Annotated in this window: 14 protein-coding genes; 5 read left to right on the top strand and 9 right to left on the bottom strand. The window is 72.5% G+C overall.

The features are described from left to right. The first annotated feature begins 2 nt into the window (after positions 1 to 2). Genes treS through glgB form a run of 3 tightly spaced genes read left to right on the top strand, consistent with a single transcriptional unit; the run spans position 3 to position 5,374 of the window. Positions 3 to 1,739: a maltose alpha-D-glucosyltransferase gene (gene treS / locus OG218_RS05570; protein ID WP_328292208.1), complete on the top strand. Its 1,737-nt coding sequence runs from the start codon at positions 3 to 5 to the stop codon at positions 1,737 to 1,739. Next, on the top strand, positions 1,736 to 3,139 hold the full coding sequence (locus OG218_RS05575) for a maltokinase N-terminal cap-like domain-containing protein (protein WP_328292209.1): 1,404 nt from the start codon (positions 1,736 to 1,738) through the stop codon (positions 3,137 to 3,139). The genes treS and OG218_RS05575 overlap by 4 nt, the downstream gene beginning before the upstream one ends. A gap of 36 nt (positions 3,140 to 3,175) precedes the next feature. Further along, complete coding sequence (gene glgB / locus OG218_RS05580) at positions 3,176 to 5,374, top strand: 1,4-alpha-glucan branching protein GlgB (protein WP_328292210.1); 2,199 nt, start codon at positions 3,176 to 3,178, stop codon at positions 5,372 to 5,374. Between the two features lie 91 nt (positions 5,375 to 5,465). On the opposite strand, the gene OG218_RS05585 is transcribed toward glgB, so the two are convergent. The 5 genes from OG218_RS05585 to OG218_RS05605 are packed head-to-tail and all read right to left on the bottom strand — an operon-like array spanning position 5,466 to position 9,817. Further along, positions 5,466 to 6,440, bottom strand: a complete 975-nt coding sequence (locus OG218_RS05585; protein ID WP_328292211.1) for an SDR family NAD(P)-dependent oxidoreductase — start codon at positions 6,438 to 6,440, stop codon at positions 5,466 to 5,468. 60 nt (positions 6,441 to 6,500) lie between these two features. Further along, positions 6,501 to 7,436 (bottom strand): ABC transporter substrate-binding protein, encoded by a 936-nt coding sequence (locus OG218_RS05590; protein ID WP_328292212.1) that lies wholly within the window; start codon positions 7,434 to 7,436, stop codon positions 6,501 to 6,503. Beyond that, positions 7,433 to 8,182 carry an ABC transporter permease gene (locus OG218_RS05595; RefSeq protein WP_328292213.1) on the bottom strand — a complete coding sequence of 250 codons (750 nt, stop codon included), beginning with the start codon at positions 8,180 to 8,182 and terminating at the stop codon, positions 7,433 to 7,435. The genes OG218_RS05590 and OG218_RS05595 overlap by 4 nt, the downstream gene beginning before the upstream one ends. Position 8,183: 1 nt before the next feature. Then, the gene (locus OG218_RS05600) at positions 8,184 to 8,840 is read right to left on the bottom strand and encodes an ABC transporter permease (RefSeq protein WP_328292214.1); all 657 of its coding nucleotides are present in this window, start codon (positions 8,838 to 8,840) and stop codon (positions 8,184 to 8,186) included. Beyond that, positions 8,837 to 9,817: an ABC transporter ATP-binding protein gene (locus tag OG218_RS05605; protein ID WP_328292215.1), complete on the bottom strand. Its 981-nt coding sequence runs from the start codon at positions 9,815 to 9,817 to the stop codon at positions 8,837 to 8,839. Before OG218_RS05605 ends, OG218_RS05600 begins: the two co-directional genes overlap by 4 nt. A 189-nt stretch (positions 9,818 to 10,006) precedes the next feature. On the opposite strand from OG218_RS05605, the gene OG218_RS05610 reads away from it, so the two are divergent. After that, entirely contained in the window at positions 10,007 to 11,500 is a 1,494-nt protein-coding gene (locus OG218_RS05610) for an aromatic amino acid lyase (protein ID WP_328292216.1), read from the top strand. 9 nt (positions 11,501 to 11,509) lie between these two features. Here OG218_RS05610 and OG218_RS05615 read toward each other — a convergent pair whose 3' ends face one another. From OG218_RS05615 to OG218_RS05625, 3 genes are read right to left on the bottom strand one after another with little or no spacing between them, the layout of a single operon-like run. After that, positions 11,510 to 12,331, bottom strand: a complete 822-nt coding sequence (locus OG218_RS05615) for an MBL fold metallo-hydrolase (protein WP_328292217.1) — start codon at positions 12,329 to 12,331, stop codon at positions 11,510 to 11,512. A gap of 9 nt (positions 12,332 to 12,340) precedes the next feature. Then, on the bottom strand, positions 12,341 to 12,883 hold the full coding sequence (locus OG218_RS05620; protein WP_380162454.1) for a cysteine dioxygenase: 543 nt from the start codon (positions 12,881 to 12,883) through the stop codon (positions 12,341 to 12,343). A 2-nt stretch (positions 12,884 to 12,885) separates the two neighbouring features. Further along, positions 12,886 to 13,797: an amidohydrolase family protein gene (locus tag OG218_RS05625; RefSeq protein ID WP_328292219.1), complete on the bottom strand. Its 912-nt coding sequence runs from the start codon at positions 13,795 to 13,797 to the stop codon at positions 12,886 to 12,888. A gap of 142 nt (positions 13,798 to 13,939) precedes the next feature. Between OG218_RS05625 and OG218_RS05630 the strand changes: the two genes are divergently transcribed. Beyond that, on the top strand, positions 13,940 to 14,941 hold the full coding sequence (locus OG218_RS05630; protein WP_328292220.1) for a LacI family DNA-binding transcriptional regulator: 1,002 nt from the start codon (positions 13,940 to 13,942) through the stop codon (positions 14,939 to 14,941). A gap of 49 nt (positions 14,942 to 14,990) precedes the next feature. Here the strand turns inward: OG218_RS05630 and OG218_RS05635 are convergent, their stop codons facing one another. Continuing rightward, complete coding sequence (locus OG218_RS05635) at positions 14,991 to 16,424, bottom strand: aromatic amino acid ammonia-lyase (RefSeq protein WP_328292221.1); 1,434 nt, start codon at positions 16,422 to 16,424, stop codon at positions 14,991 to 14,993. Positions 16,425 to 16,429: the final 5 nt, after the last annotated feature.

Genomic DNA, 16,429 nt, shown 5'->3' on the forward strand with positions numbered 1-16,429 from the left:
CGGTGGAAGGTCTCCACTTCGCCGGGCTCGGGGACCGCGGCGGGCTGAAGAACGACCCCCAGTGGTACAAGACGGCGGTCTTCTACGAGGCGCTGGTGCGCGCCTTCGCGGACTCCAACGGTTCCGGCACCGGTGACTTCGCCGGGCTCGCGGCCAAGCTCGACTACCTGCAGTGGCTCGGGATCGACTGCCTCTGGCTGCCGCCGTTCTACGCCTCCCCGTTGCGCGACGGCGGGTACGACATCTCCGACTACAACGCGGTGCTGCCCGAGTTCGGGACCCTGCACGACTTCCAGCGCCTGGTGACCGAGGCCCACCAGCGCGGGATCCGCATCGTCATCGACCTGGTCATGAACCACACCAGCGACCAGCACCCCTGGTTCCAGGCGAGCCGCAACGACCCCGACGGGCCCTACGGGGACTTCTACGTCTGGAGCGACGACGACACGAAGTACCCCGACGCGCGCATCATCTTCGTCGACACCGAGACCTCGAACTGGACGTTCGACCCGGTCCGGCGGCAGTTCTTCTGGCACCGCTTCTTCTCCCACCAGCCGGACCTGAACTTCGACAACCCGGCCGTGGAGGAGGCGATGTTCGACTCCGTCCGCTTCTGGCTGGACATGGGCATCGACGGCTTCCGCCTCGACGCCGTGCCCTACCTCTACGTCCAGGAGGGCACCAACGGGGAGAACCTCCCCCAGACCCACGACTACCTGCACCGGCTGCGGAAGATGGTCGACGAGGAGTTCCCCGGCCGGGTCCTGCTCGCCGAGGCCAACCAGTGGCCCTTCGACGTCGTGGAGTACTTCGGGACCGAGGAGGCCCCGGAGTGCCACATGTGCTTCCACTTCCCGGTGATGCCCCGGCTGTACTACGCGCTGCGGGAGGGGCGGGCGACCCCGATCTCGGAGATCCTCTCGGCCACCCCCGACATCCCCACCTCCAGCGGTCAGTGGGGCACGTTCCTGCGCAACCACGACGAGCTGACGCTGGAGATGGTGACGACCGAGGAACGGGCCGCCATGTACGGCTGGTACGCCCCGGACCCGCGGATGCGCGCCAACGTCGGGATCCGCCGCCGGCTCGCACCACTGCTGGACAACTCCCGACCCGAGATCCAGCTCATCCACGCCCTCGTCCTGTCGTTGCCGGGCAGTCCGTGCCTCTACTACGGTGACGAGATCGGCATGGGCGACAACATCTGGCTCGACGACCGCGACGCCGTCCGCACCCCGATGCAGTGGACCCCCGACCGCAACTCCGGGTTCTCCTCCGCCGACCCCGGCAAGCTCTACCTGCCGACGATCCAGTCGCTCGTCTACCACTACCAGTCCGTGAACGTCGAAGCGCAGCTCGCGACGGGATCCTCGCTGCTGCACTGGGTCCGCGACGTGCTCGCCGTGCGGCGGGCGCACCCGGCCTTCGGGCGCGGGGCCTACGTGCCGCTCCCGACGCGCGCCGAGGCACGCCCCGAGGAAGGCTCCTGCAGCAACGAGGCGGTGCTCGCGTTCCTGCGCGTGCTGCAGCCGACGCACGACGAGGAAGGTGAAACCGTGCTCTGCCTGAACAACCTCTCCGACCACCCCCAGGCCGCCGCTCTGCGGATGCCGGACCACGCCGGAGCCACCGTCCGCGACGTCTTCGGCGGTGCCGCCTTCGGGCAGGTCGACGCCGACGGGTCGCTGGTCGTCACGCTCGGCTCGCGGGGTTTCTACTGGCTGAAGGTGACCTCGTGAGCGCCGACGTCAGGACCTCCACCGCCTCCGACGAGGCCATCGCCTCCCTGCTGCGGGACTGGGCGCCCGCCCAGCGCTGGTTCGCGCACAAGGGGGTCGCGGCCCACGTGCAACGCATCGAACGCACCCCGCTCGACGAGACCGGCGTCGCGCAGCTCGTCGCGCTCACCGTCCGCTCCGGTGAGGCCGACGACGCCCCCCGCACCGTCTACTCCGTCCCCATCAGCGTCCGGCCCGCCCCCGACGAGGCGCTCGCGCACGCTCTCATCGGCGAACTGCCCGACGTCGACGGCGTCCGCGCCTGGATCTACGACGGTCCGCACGACCCGACCTTCACCCGCTCCCTGCTGACCCTCGTCGCCAGCGGCGAGGGTGCCGGTTCGCGCGCCTTCGGCGTGCACGGCCACAGCGCCCACGGTGGTCTGCCCGTCCCCGCGGCGGCCCGCACCAAGGTGCTCAGCGGCGAGCAGTCCAACACCTCCATCGTCGTCTCCGCCGACGAGGGCGAGACCCCGCTCATCGCCAAGGTGTTCCGGGTCCTCTCCGCGGGCGACAACCCCGACGTCGTCGTCCAGACGGCGCTCGCCGACGCCGGCTGCGGCCGCGTGCCCCGCCCCTCGGGCTGGGTGGACGGGCAGTGGACCGACGCGCAGGGTGGCCGCGCCGTCGGGCACTTCGTGCACGTGACGGAGTTCCTCGCCGGTTCCGAGGACGCCTGGCGCGTCGCCACCGCGGCCGTCGCGCAGGGCCGCGACTTCTCGCCGGAGGCGCGCGAGCTGGGTCGGGCCACGGCCGAGGTCCACGCCGTCCTCGCCGTGGAACTGCCCACCGAGACCGCCACCCCCGACCGGCTGGGGGTGCTCGCCGACGGCCTGCTGGAACGGGTCGCCTGGGCGTGCACCGCCGTACCGCAGCTGCGCGACGTCGCCGAGGCGGCCCGCGCCCGCGTCGACGCTGTCCGCCACGTCACCCACGCCCCGGCCCTGCAGCGCGTGCACGGCGACTACCACCTCGGTCAGGTCCTGCACTCCGCCACCCGCGGCTGGGTCCTGCTGGACTTCGAGGGCGAGCCGCTGCGACCGCTCGCCGAACGCAGCGTGCCCGACCTCGCGCTGCGCGACGTCGCGGGGATGCTGCGGTCCTTCGACTACGCGGCCTCGACCGTCCCCGACCCCGGTAGCTGGGGGGAGGCGTGCCGCGAGGCGTTCCTCGCGGGCTACACCGAGGTCGTCGGTGCCGACCCGCGCGCCGGGGACCAGGCGGTCCTGCTGGCCGCGCTGGAACTCGACAAGGCCCTCTACGAGGTCGTCTACGAGGCCCGCAACCGGCCCGACTGGCTGCGCATCCCCCTCGACGCCGTCCACCGCCTGCTCCAGACCGCCTCCACCGACCCGTCCTGAGAGGCGAGGTCTTGATCACCACGGGAGACTCCGACCATGTCCAGTGAAGCCCCCTCCCCCGCCCCGACCCCCCGCCCCGTCGACGCCGACGACCTGGCCCGGGCCGCCGCCGGGGCGCACTGGTCCCCGCACTCGGTCCTCGGCGCCCACCCCGACGGTGACGCGCTCACCTACCGGGTCCTCAAGCCCTTCGCCTCGGCCGTCACCGTCGTGACCGAGGACGGCAGCCGCGTCGGGCTCGTCCACGAGTACGACGGCGTCTGGGTCGGCGTCCAGCCGGGCGGGGCGGTCGGCGACTACCGCGTCGAGGTGACCTACCCCGGCGCGGAACCGGTCCTGCTCGACGACCCGTACCGCTTCCTCCCCACCGTGGGCCAGGTCGACCTGCACCTCATCGGCGAGGGCCGCCACGAGGAGCTGTGGAACGTCCTCGGCAGCCACGTCAAGCGCTGGAACGGGCCGCGGGGGGCCGTCGAGGGCACGGCGTTCGCCGTGTGGGCGCCCGCGGCGAAGGCGGTGCGCGTTGTCGGCGACCACAACCACTGGAGCGGCCGCGAGCACGGGATGCGCTCGCTGGGGTCCTCCGGGGTCTGGGAGATCTTCGTGCCCGGGGTGGCCGCGGGGTCCCGCTACAAGTTCGAGATCCTCGGCGCCGACGACCACTGGCGTCAGAAGGCCGACCCGATGGCCCGCGCCAGCGAGGTCCCGCCCGCGACGGCCTCGGTCGTCACCGAGTCGTCCTACGCCTGGAACGACGCGGCGTGGCTGGAGCAGCGCGCCGCCCGCAGCGCCCAGGACGGGCCGGTCTCGGTCTACGAGGTGCACCTCGGGTCCTGGAAGCAGGGGCTGAGCTACACCGACCTGGCGACCGAGCTCGTCGACTACGTGAGCGCGGCGGGCTTCACCCACGTCGAGTTCCTGCCCGTCATGGAACACCCGTTCGGCGGGTCCTGGGGCTACCAGGTCACGGGTTACTTCGCGCCCACCTCCCGCTTCGGCTCCCCCGACGAGCTGCGTCACCTCATCGACGCCCTCCACCAGGCCGGCGTCGGCGTCATCATCGACTGGGTCCCCGGACACTTCCCCAAGGACGAGTTCGCCCTGGCGAAGTTCGACGGCACCGCGCTCTACGAGCACCCCGACCCCCGTCTCGGCGAGCACATGGACTGGGGCACCTACATCCCGAACTTCGGGCGCAGCGAGGTCCGCAACTTCCTCGTCGCCTCCGGGCTGTACTGGCTGGAGGAGTTCCACGCCGACGGCCTGCGCGTCGACGCGGTCGCCTCCATGCTCTACCTGGACTACTCCCGCAACGAGGGCGAGTGGGTCCCCAACCGCCACGGCGGCCGGGAGAACCTCGAGGCGATCGCCTTCCTGCAGGAGGCCAACGCCACCGCCTACAAGCGCACCCCGGGCATCATGATGATCGCCGAGGAGTCCACGGCCTACCCGGGCGTCACGGCCCCCACCAGCGGCGGCGGTCTCGGGTTCGGCCTGAAGTGGAACATGGGCTGGATGAACGACTCGCTGCGCTACTTCGCGCAGGACCCGGTGAACCGGCAGTACCACCACGGTGAGCTGACGTTCAGCCTGGTCTACGCGTTCACCGAGAACTTCACCCTGCCGATCTCGCACGACGAGGTCGTGCACGGGAAGGGCTCGCTGCTGCGCAAGATGCCCGGCGACCGCTGGCAGCAGCTCGCCAACGTCCGCGCCTACCTCGCCTACATGTGGTCCCACCCCGGCAAGCAGTTGCTGTTCATGGGCTCGGAGTTCGGCCAGGAGTCCGAGTGGGCGGAGTCCCGCTCGCTGGACTGGTGGCTGCTGGACACCCCGTGGCACCAGGGTCTGCACCGCCTGGTCTCGACCATGAACGCCGTCTACAAGACACGCCCGGAACTGTGGTCCGACGACTTCACGTCCGAGGGTTTCCAGTGGATCGACGGTGCCGACAACCAGCGCAACCTCATCTCGTTCGTGCGCCGGTCCACCGACGGCAAACCGCTCGTCGCGGTCTGCAACTTCTCCGGTGCCGCCTACGAGGACTTCCGCGTCGGCCTGCCCAGCGCGGGGCCGTGGCGCGAGATCCTCAACACCGACGCTGAGGAGTTCGCGGGATCGGGTGTGGTGAACACCGGCGTCCTGAAGGGTGAGGACGTGGCCTGGAACGGTCAGCAGTTCTCCACCGCCCTGCGCGTCCCGCCGCTCGGCGTGACCTGGCTGGTCCCCGCCTGACGCTGATCACCGGGACCACCCGGAACTGACGACGGCCGACGGTCCGGCGGGGAGAACCCTGCCGGACCGTCGGCCGTTCGCGTGGGGCGACTCAGGCGAAGGCGTCCACGCCGGTCAGTTCCGCCGACAACGCCCACAGCCGGGCCGCGGCCTCGGGGTCGGTCGCGTGCGGGGCCACCCCGACGGTGAACCGCGGGCGCTCGGCGTCGACGGGCAGGGCGATCTCGCAGTCCTCGCAGAACACCCCGCCGAGGCCGTCGAGCTTGGGGTTCGTCGCCGCCCAGACCTCCGTCGAGGCTCCCCCGGCCGGGGTCTTGAACCCGTCCATCAGGAGGTTCCCGTCGGCGTCGATCCAGCCGAGGTTCACCATCTCCTCGCGGGGGAGGTGGCGCTGCAGAGGTGTGAGGATCCCGCCCGGGTGCACCGAGAAGGCGCGGACCCCTTGCGGCGCAGCCAGTGCGTCGAGGTGGAGCGCGAACAGCGCGTTGGCCGTCTTGGCCTGGCCGTAGGCCGCCCACTTGTCGTACTCGGAGCGCTCGAACATCACGTCGTCCCACCGGATGCCGGAACGGTGGTGGGCGGAACTCGACAGCGACACGACCCGTCCACCGCCCGCGGCGATCGCCGGCCACAACCGGTTCACGAGGGCGTAGTGACCGAGGTGGTTGGTCCCGAACTGCGATTCCCAGCCACCCTCGATGCGGATCAGCGGGTTCGCCATGATCCCGGCGTTGCCGATGAAGGCGTCGATGCTGCGGCCGGAGTCGAGGAAGGTGTTCGCGAACCGGGCGATGCTGCCCTGGTCCCCGAGATCGAGTTCCGCGACCTCACCGACGCCGCCCAGTTCCGCGGCGGCGTGCTCCGGGCGGCGGGCGGGGACCACGACGTGCGCGCCCGCCGCGGTGAGGGCCCGGGTCGCCTCGAGGCCGATGCCCGAGTAGCCGCCGGTGAGGACGACGAGCTTCCCTGTCAGGTCGATGCCCTCGAGGACCTCGATCGCGGTCGAGTCGTGTCCGAATCCGGAGCCGACCGGTTCCTGCGGGGTGCGTTGGTACGTCTGCGTCATGGCGCAGACGCTACGACCTGGAGTCGACTCCAGGTCAACTCCAGGTCGCAGCAGGCCGGATCAGAGCAGGCCGAGGGAGGTCAGGTAGTCCTTGGCGACGGTGGCCGACGGCTTCTTGTCGACCTGGACCTCCGCGAGGTACTTGGTCAGGTCCGCGGTGGTCAGCTTCGCCGACAGCCCGTTGAGGGCGTCGGTGATCTGCGAGGTGTTCTTGGAGGATCGGATCAGCGGCAGGATGTTCTGCGCGAGGAACAGGTTCTTGGTGTCCTCGAGGGTGACGAACTTGTTCGTCTCGATGGCCGAGTCGGTGGAGAAGATGTTGCCGACCTGGATCGAGCCGTCCACCAGCGCACCGACGGTCAGCGGGCCACCCGCGTCGAGGGCCTTGAACTCCTTGAACTTCACGCTGTAGAGCTCCTGGAGCCCGACGAGACCCTGGTAGCGCTCCTGGAACTCCGGCCCGGCTCCGCAGACGAGGTCCTTCGCGACGGGCGCGAGGTCCTCGATGGTCTTGAGGCTGTACTGGCTCGCGGTGGCCGCGGACACCGAAAGGGTGTCCTTGTCCTCGGCCGCGGACTGCTCGAGCACCTCGGTGCCCTGGGGCAGGACCTTCTTCAGCGCGTCCAGGACCTGCTCGGGGGTGGAGACACCCTCCGGGGCGCTGCCGCTGTCGGAGAGGCCGGCGAGCAGGGCGCCGTTGTACTCGGGCAGCAGGTCGATCGAGCCGTCGTCGAGGGCCTTGAGGTAGACCTCGCGGGCCCCGATGTTGAACTTGCGGGTGACCTTCGCGCCGGCCTTCTCGAGGACCTGCGAGTACATCTCGGCCAGCAGTTCGCTCTCGGGGAAGTTCGCCGAGCCGACGATGACCGTCGCGCTGTCGACCGACCCCGAGGAGGTGTCGGTCGTGGACAACGGGTCGTCCCCACCACCGCACGCGGCCAGGGTCGCGCTGAGGGAGCCCACCAGGGCGAGTCCGAGGAGGTTCCGGCGGTTCATGACGAGCCTTTCGACGATCCAGCACCAACGAGTTCAACTTCTTCGGGGGACTCTGCCACGGATCCTGTGGCCCGTGCGCGGCCCAGACCGCGCCCGGTGATCCCCGGCGAGACGACGTAGCGCTGCACGAGACCGAGCAGCAGGTCGAGCACGATGGCCAGCGCGGCGACCACGACGGCCCCCGCGACGACCCGGCCGTAGTCGTTGACGGCGAGGCCGTCGACCAGCAGGCGACCGAGACCGGACTGCCCCACGTAGGCCGCGACGGTGGCCGTCGCGACGACCTGCAGCACCGCGGCGCGCAGCCCGCCGAACACGACGGGCAGCGCCATCGGCAGTTCGACGCGGAACAGCACCTGGGTGGACGTCATGCCCATCCCCTTCGCCGCGTCGACGGCGTTGCGGTCCACCGAGCGCAGCCCCGCGTAGGTCGAGGTCAGGATCGGCGGGATGACCAGCACGACGAGCGCGATGAGCACGGGGGTGAACCGCAGCCCCATCAGGACCACGAGCAGGCTCAGCAGCCCCAGCGTCGGCAGCGACCGGCCGGCGTTGCCGGCGTTGATGGCCAGGAACGAGCCCTTGCCGGTGTGGCCGATGAGCAGCCCGATGGGGAAGGCGATGACGAAGCCGACGAGCACCGAGATCGCGGTGTAGCCGAGGTGGGTCACCAGCAGGTGCGGGATCGAACCGGTGGTCCCCCAGTCCCAGTGGGCGGGGTCGAGCAGGTACGGGGTGTCGTTCACGTCAGGCTCCTGCCCCGGCTCGGGTCCACGGGGTGACGGCCCGCTGGAACAGCACGATCACCACGTCGGCGATCGCGGCGAGCAGGATCGAGAGCACGATCCCGACCACGATCGGTGCGGTGTAGAAGAGCTGGAACCCGCGGGTGAACAGGGCCCCGAGGCCACCGATCCCCAGCAGGGCCCCGACGCTGACGAGGGAGATGTTCGAGACCGCCGCGACCCGGACCCCGGCGAGGATGACGGGCGCCGCCAGCGGGAGCTCGACCTCGAGGAGGCGACGGGTCCGCTTGTAGCCCATGGCCGTCGCGGCCTCCGTCAGCGCCGGGTCGACGGAGCGCAGACCGTCGGCGACGGTCCGCGACATCAGCGCCACCGTGTAGATCGCGAGCGCCACCACGATGTTCACCGGGGAGAGGATCTTCGTCCCGAGCACGTAGGGCAGGGTGACGAAGATGGCCAGCGACGGGATCGCGTAGACGACGCCGGAGATGTTGAGGATCGGGTGGTAGAGCCAGCCGAACCGCACCCCGAGGTAGCCGATCGGCAGCGCCACGACCACCCCGACGACGAGCGGGATCACGGCGAGCAGCACGTGCTGGCCGAGGGCGTCGAGGACGATCCCGGAGTTGTCGCGGAGGTAGTCGAGGATCGAGCTCACCGGCGCTTCTCCAGCAGGTCGACGACGTCGTGGTGGTGCACGAACCCCGTCGCGCGGCCCTCGTCGTCGACCTGGACGGCGATCCCGTGCGGGGAGGTCAGGGTCAGGTCGATGACGGTGCGCAGCGAGTCGCCGGCGCGGAAGCCGTCGATCCCGACGGGTCGCCCGGCCTCGTCGAGGGCGAGGGTGGTGAAGGTCTCGTCGGTGACGGGCCGCACGGGGAGGTCCTGCAGGCCCTCGAAGGAGAGCCCGCGGTAGCCGCGGTCACGGCCGACGAAGTGGCGGACGAAGTCGTCGGCCGGTTTCGTCAGCAGGTCCCGGGGCGAGCCGACCTGGGCGAGGTGGCCGCCCTCGCGGAAGACGGCGATGCGGTCCCCCAGCGTGATGGCCTCGTCGATGTCGTGGGTGACGATGGCGATGGTCTTGCCGAGCTCGCCCTGCAGCCGGAGGAACTCCTCCTGGAGCTGACCGCGCACGATGGGGTCGACGGCGGAGAACGGTTCGTCCATGAGCATGACGGGCGGGTCGGCCGCGAGCGCCCGGGCGACGCCGACGCGCTGCTGCTGGCCGCCGGAGAGCTGGGCCGGGTAGCGGTCGGCGAAAGCCGTCGGCAGGCCGACGCGTTCGAGCAGCTCGAGGGCGACCTGACGCTGCTTGCCGCGGCCGACGAGCTTGGGGACCGTCATGACGTTGTCGAGGACGGTCTTGTGCGGGAAGAGGCCCGCGTGCTGGATGACGTAGCCGATGCCGCGGCGCAGGGCCGCGGGGTCCTTGCTGCGGACGTCGTCGCCGTCGATGGTGATGCGCCCACCGGTCGGCTCGATCATCCGGTTGATCATGCGCAGGGACGTCGTCTTGCCACATCCGGAGGGCCCCACGAAGACCGTGATCTGGCCCGTGGGCAGTTCGAGGTCGAGCTGTTCGACCGCCACCGTCCCGTCGGGGAACTGCTTGCGGACGGCCTCGAACGTGATCACGGGCGGCTCCTGGGTTGAACCGACGAGCCCACGGGGCGCGCCTGCGGTGCTGCGGTCTCGGGCGGGTACATGGTTGGCGGTGGTCGTGGTCGGGTCAACCAGGCACGGCCAGGCGCGACCAGGCTTTACCTGATCGCAACCTGCACCTGATCGCAACCTGCACCTGATCGAACCGGCCGCGGAGGAAGAGTGGAGCACGAGGCCGTCCCGCCCGCGACTCGCGGGGTCCCGGTGGCGGGGCACACGCTGTCGCTGGAGGACCTCGCCGACCTGGCGTCGGGCCGCGCACGGCCGGTCGTGGACCGGGTCGTGCTCGGCCGGCTGGAGGCGTTGCACGAGGCGATGGGTGCGGCCCGTGACCGCGGAGCCGTCTACGGCGCGACGACGGGCGTGGGCGCCAACAAGGACGTCGAGGTCGACGAGGAGCAGGCCGAGCACCCGCGGGCGCACGGGCTGCGGTTGCTGCGTTCGCACGCGGCCTCGCTGGGTCCGGTGGAGGACGAGGCGACGACGCGCGCCGCGCTGCTGATCCGGTTGAACCAGCTGCTGGCCGGGGCGCACGCCCAGCTCGGGGCGGGGATCAGCCCGCCGGTCCTGGGGGCCCTGGCCGACGCGGTCGAGTCCGACGCGCTGCCGACGATGCACCGCTTCGGCGGGATCGGGACCTCCGACCTCGCGTCGCTGGCCGAGCTGGGGCTGACCCTGGTCGGGGAGCGGCCGTGGGCCCGCGGCGGGGTCGCGCCCGTCGCGCTGGGGGCGGCCGACGCGCTGCCGCTCATCTCCTCCCACGCCCTGACCCTGGCCACGGCGTCGCTGGCGCTGGCCCGATTGCGCCAGCTGCTGGCGGCGGGGGTGGGGATCTCGGCGCTGTCGTTCCTCGCGCTGCGCGGGAACCCGGAGGCGTGGGCCTCCCCCGTGCACGCGGCCCGCGCGCACCCGGGTCAGCGGGGGGTGGCGGCGACGTTGTCCGCGCTGGTCGCGGACGGTCCCGCGCCGGTGCGGTTGCAGGACCCGTTCGCGTTGCGCACCGCGCCGCAGGTCCTCGCGCCCGCGTTCACGGCGGCGCAGGCCCTCGAGGACGTGCTGCTTCTGGAGGCCTCGACGCCCGGGGAGAACCCGCTCGTCTCCCCGCACGGGGTGTTCCACCACGGCCAGTTCCACGCCGCGTCGCTGGCGACGACCCTGGACACGTTGCGCGCGACCACCTTCGGGGTGCTGACGTTGTCCGCCGCGCGGCTCGCACTGCTGCTGCGTCCCGAGCACACCGGCCTGCGGGCGTTCCTCGCGGCGGGCCCGCGCGGATCGTCGGGGTTGATGATCGGCGAGTACGTGGTGCAGGACGTGCTGGCCGAGCTGCGCCCGGCGACGGCGCCCTCGACGTCGGGGACGGTCAGCATCTCCCTGGGCCTGGAGGAGCACGCGAGCTTCGCGACCCAGGGCGCGCGGGCGTTGCGCCAGACCGCGGAGCTGGCTCCGGTGGTGCTGGCGATCGAGGCGCTCGCGGCGGTGCGGGCGTTGCGGGCCGCACCGGACCGGCTCTCCCCCGGCGCTTCGGCGCTGTTCGCGGTGTTCGACGAGTTCCTGGAGCACGACTCCCGCGACATGCCGATCGGGCCGGACGTGGAGGCCGTCGTGGCGCGGGTCGCCGACCTGGCGCTGCTGGTGCGGGTGCCGCCGAGCTGATCGGTCCAGCTAGTCGATCCAGATCGCGACGTCGTCGAAGACGTGGCGTCCGGGGACCCCGCCGGTGCTCGCGGCGGCGGTCACCACGGCGTCGAGCTGGGCGGGGGTCATGGGCAGCGGGGCCTCGCCGTCGTGGCGGGTCGAGCCGCGGGGGTGGTCCACGCCGGCGACGTCGGACATCTCGACGTGGGCTCCGAGCAGGTACTCGACCCCGGCGTCGCGGACGAGGCGCTGCAGCCGCGCCAGCGACCGGGAGAACGCCGGGAAGTCGTCGACGTACAGGCGGCCCGGGTAGAGCGTGTCGCCGGTGAGGACCGTGCGGGTGGCGGGGTCGTGCACGGCGATCGACGTCGGGTGGTGGCCCGGGATCGGGAGCACGACGAGGTCGCGTCCACCCAGGTCGAGACGCCCGGAACCGTCCGGCCGCTCGATCCCGAGGAACGCGTGCACGGCGGCGACGTCGTGGCCGACGACGAGCGTCGAGGGCCGGCCGCGGAACTGCGCGTCACCGGCGACGTGGTCGCCGTGGGCGTGCGTGTGGGCCACGACGAGTCCGTAGCCGGGGTGCGGGTGCTCGGTGAGCCACTCCGCGACCAACCCGTCGACGGTCTCGCGCACCGGGGAGGCGGCCGGGTCCGCGACGGCCCCGGTGTCGAGCAGGAGCGCCCGGTCCGACCCGAACAGCAGGTACAGGAACGGCGCCTCGAAGTGGGTGGCGATGCTCTGGCGCAGGACGACCGTGTCCGCCCGGGCCCGGTGGATCTGGACGGGCGGTTCGGGGGCTCCGGAGGCTCCGGAGTTCCAGACGACGTCGAGGTCCAGTGCGGGCACGGGAGCAGGCTAGGCGTCCAGGGGGCGCAGCTCGTCGGCGTAGCTGACCGACATCCGGCGCATCACGCCCGAGGGGCTGATCGAGTACTGGCCCATCCGCCACAACGGCGGGGAGTAGGCGTGGATCGAGACGGAACCGTCGACGGCACCGGACATGCGGTGGATGTGGTCGGGGCCGAAGGCGAAGGACCGGCCGGCCTCGACGGTGCGCACGAAGGGTTCCCCGCCCATCCGTGGGTTGGCCTCGACGACGGCGCCGCGGGTGACGGCGACGGCTCCGGAGGAGGTGTCGTGGTCGTGCCAGCCGGTGTCGTCGACGGTGTTCCAGCACAGCAGCCAGACGTCGACGTCACCGTCGCGGTAGAGCGAGACGAAGTGGCGGCCACCGGTGTCGTGGCGGACGAGGTGCTCCCAGGCCTGCGGGGTGGCCGCCGCCCGCTCGACCCAGTCCTCGAGCTCGCGGGGGGAGAGGGTGCGCCCCGGTGCGGCGGGTAGACCGGTGGAGCCGGGGGCGGTCGGGGTTTCGTGGGCGGTCGGGGTTTCAAGGGCGATGGTCACCGGGGTGTCCCTTCGAGGAGGTGGGCGGGGTTGGAACGGGTCAGGGCGTGGGCGAAGGCCGCGCCGAAACCCGGGAGGTCGGTGGCGTCGAACGGCTGGGCGTAGGGCCGGTCGGTCCCGAGCACCAACGGGTCGATCCCGACGACGCGGACGAGGGCGTCGATCGCGCGCGGTCCGTAGGAACTCGTCTCGTAGTGCACGAGGGGGTCCAGGCGGCCCAGCGCACCACCCCGGGCGGCGAGGCGTTCGTGGTGCAGCGCAGCGAGTCCGGCGAGCGCGACGAACGCGATCCGCAGGGTCGGGTGTCGTTCCCGGCCCCCGACGTGCCACGCCAGCCAGGACGCGTGCAGCTGCTGCACGTAGGGCACCAGCGCCGGCCACCAGGCGGGGAGGTCGCTCGTGTCGCAGACCGGGGCGGGACCCGGGTGGATCAGGACGGGCTTGTCGGCCAGTTCGCACTCGGCCAGCAGGGGTTCCAGCCGCGCGACGGCCCGCGGGTCGTTGAACGCCGTGGCGGGCAGCTGCAGGCCGACGACGCGGTCCTGGCGCAGGGTCTTGGCCAGCGACCCGGGGTCGAGGTCGGTGACCCCCGCAGCGGCCCAGACCTGGAACGGGTCGGGCAGCTCCAGCGCACCGTCGTTCCAGGCCGCGAGGAGCGGGTCGGCGTCCTCCCCCGGCAGGTGCTCGAGACCGAGCGGGGAGGACAGCGAGACCAGCGCCCGTCCGGTGCCGTCGGCGGTCTCGGCGGTCGCGCGCGTCGCCACGTCGTGGGCGGCGGGGTCGATCCGGCAGGGCGGCTCGCCCGGCAGGTGCAGGGTCCAGCCGTCGAGGAAGGGCGGGGTGGTGCGTTCGCGGAGGGCGTCGAGCAGTCGTGCGGGCCACAGGTGCTGGTGGCAGTCGGTGCGCACGGCCCCTCCTCGGTTCGTTCCGTGAAGCGCTTCACTCCCATCGACGAGTGAAGCGCTTCACTCAAGCGTTCGTCAAGTCGGGTCCCTGCCCCGGGAGCGAGCTCACCGTGCGGCGCGGCCGGGCACGACTACTCTCCAGTCCGTGCCGAAGGAAGCGCGCCGCACCCTGCAGGACGTCGCCGACGCGGCCGGACTCTCCCTCGCCGCCACCTCCTACGCCCTGCGCGGGACCCGCGGTTCCGCCGCGACCATCGCCAGGGTCCAGACCCTCGCCGTCGAGCTCGGCTACCACGTCGACCCCATCGCCCGGGCGCTCGCGAGCGGTCGCACCGGGACGATCGGCGTGAGCGGTTCCCTGCGCGACCTGTGGCAGCAGGACCTCTCGGTGATGCTGACCCGGGCCCTGCGCACCGCCGACCGGGACGCCACGATCGCCGACGCCGACGCCGACCCCGCGGCGGAACGCCGTGTGGTGCAGCGGTTCGCCGCCCAGCGCGTCGACGGGGTGCTCGTCTCCCCCGTGGACCCCTCCGCCGACTACTGGTCCCTGCTGCCGCTCTCGACGGCCGTGGTGTCGATCGGCGACGCGCTCCCCGGCCGCCCCGCCAGCGGAGCGGTCCTCTTCGACAACCGCGTCGGCGTGACCACCGCGATGGAGCACCTGCGGGCGCTCGGCCACCGACGGATCGCCCTGCTGACCCCGTCGCTGCCCTCCACGCCGGGACGTCCCTCGGAACTGCTGGCCGTGCAGGTCGCCGGGGACCTCGGCCTCGACCTGCTCGTCGTCCCCGCCCCGGCGTCGCCTGCACGGGCCGCCGGGACCGCCGCGCTGCTCCTGTCCGTCCCGGACCGCCCGACCGCGGTGTTCTGCCTCTCCGACTCCCTGGCCTTCGGCGTCTACCGCGCGGCGAGCGACCTCGGGCTGCGGATCCCCGACGACCTCTCCGTCGTCGGGTTCGACGACCACCAGCTCGCCGGTCTCGTCGCCCCCGGGCTGACGACGATGGCGTGGGACGAGGACGCCATCGTCGCCGCGGCGGTGGAGCAGCTGCTGGCCCTCGAGGGAGACGGCGAGGTGCCCGAGCCCGTAACGTTCCGGCCCGAGCTGGTCGTGCGCGCCTCGACGGCGGCGCTGGGCGCCTGACCTCCGGCCCGGCGGCGGCCGGACGGGCGGAAAGGGTCCCGGTGCGAGGTCACCGCGCGCCGGCGGTTCCCCAGCCGTGGTTCAGCAGCTCGGTGAGCCGGTCGAGGTCGCGTCCGTAGGGACGGTCGCGCACGTCCTCACCCAGCGCGGCGGCGACCTCGTCGAGGGCGGCCACGAGCTCGCCGGACAGCCCCGGCAGACCCCCGCGCAGCAACCGGGCACGGTGCACGGCGAGCAGTTCCACGGCCAGGACCTCGCGCACCCCGGCGAGGCCCTCGGCCAGGCACTCCGCGGACTCCAGCGCGAAGCTCTGCACGTCCTCCTGCCCCAGCGACGTCTCGACCGACCCCAGCGCCGCGGGGACGGCGAAGCGGCGCAGCCGGTGCACGACCCCGACCGCACGCTTGTGGACGGCGACGAGCCCCGCCTCGACCCCCGGTTGCGGTGAGAGCTGCGGGGGCAGACCGGTCTGGCGGGTGTCGAGCATCCGGTGGGTGCGCGCGGCACCGGTGTCCGCGAGGTGGACCAGGGCCGCGGTGAGGGCGTCGGAGTCGGCGGCCAGGTCGGTCCCGGCGAACCCGGCGGTGCCGGTGAACTCGCCGTCGAGGAACGCGGGCGAGTCGGTCACCCCGTCCAGCGCCCGGTCGACGGCGTCCTCCAGGGCAACACGACGGCGGTGCACCAGCGCGCACGCGGCCGCCCCGACCCGGACCGAGAGCGGGGCCTGCAGGGCGTGGACGTCACCGACCGGCCGACGCGACCGCAACCGCCCGAGCACCCCGGCCAGGACGTCGTCACCGCGCGCGACCCCCTCCCGCACGGGGTCGTAGCTCGCGCGCAGGACCTCGCTCGAGGCCGCGAGGACGAGCTCCGCCTGAGCCAGCAGGGTCGCCGCCTCGGCCTCGTGCAGGGTGGCGAGCGCGGTGGCGACGGGCACGCCCTCGAGGAACGCCACCCCTTCCTTGGTCCCGAACGCGAAGGGGGGCAGCGAGCGCCCGTCGAGGGTTCCCGGACCCCCGAGCACGACGGCCCCGACGTGGGCGAGCGGGATGATCTCCCCCGCCGCGCCGTTGCCGCGCCACGGGACCTGCGGGTGGATCCCGGAGTTCAGCAACTCCACCAACCGCTCGCACAACTCCGGGGAGACGCCGGCCTCGGGGTGCAGGAACGTCCGCAACCGGACGGCCAGCACCGCCCGCGCGGCGGGCTCCGGCAACCACGGCGCCGACCCCACGGCGCGGCCCACGACGAGGTTCGCCTGGTGCCTCGCCCGGGCCCGGGCGTCGAGGGTGATCCCGGCCATCGCGCCCATGCCGGTGGTCACCCCGTAGACCGGCCCCGATCCCTCCAGCGCGGCCAGGACGGCCGCCCGGGAGGACACCAGGGACTCGCGGAGTTCGGGGGCGAGTTCCACGGGAGCCCCGGCCGCGATCGCCAGCACGGCGTCGCGGCCGAGGTCCCCGGCCCGGCGCAGCCGGATCACCGTCG

It is taken from the genome of Kineococcus sp. NBC_00420, assembly GCF_036021035.1.
Classification (GTDB): Bacteria; Actinomycetota; Actinomycetes; order Actinomycetales; family Kineococcaceae; genus Kineococcus.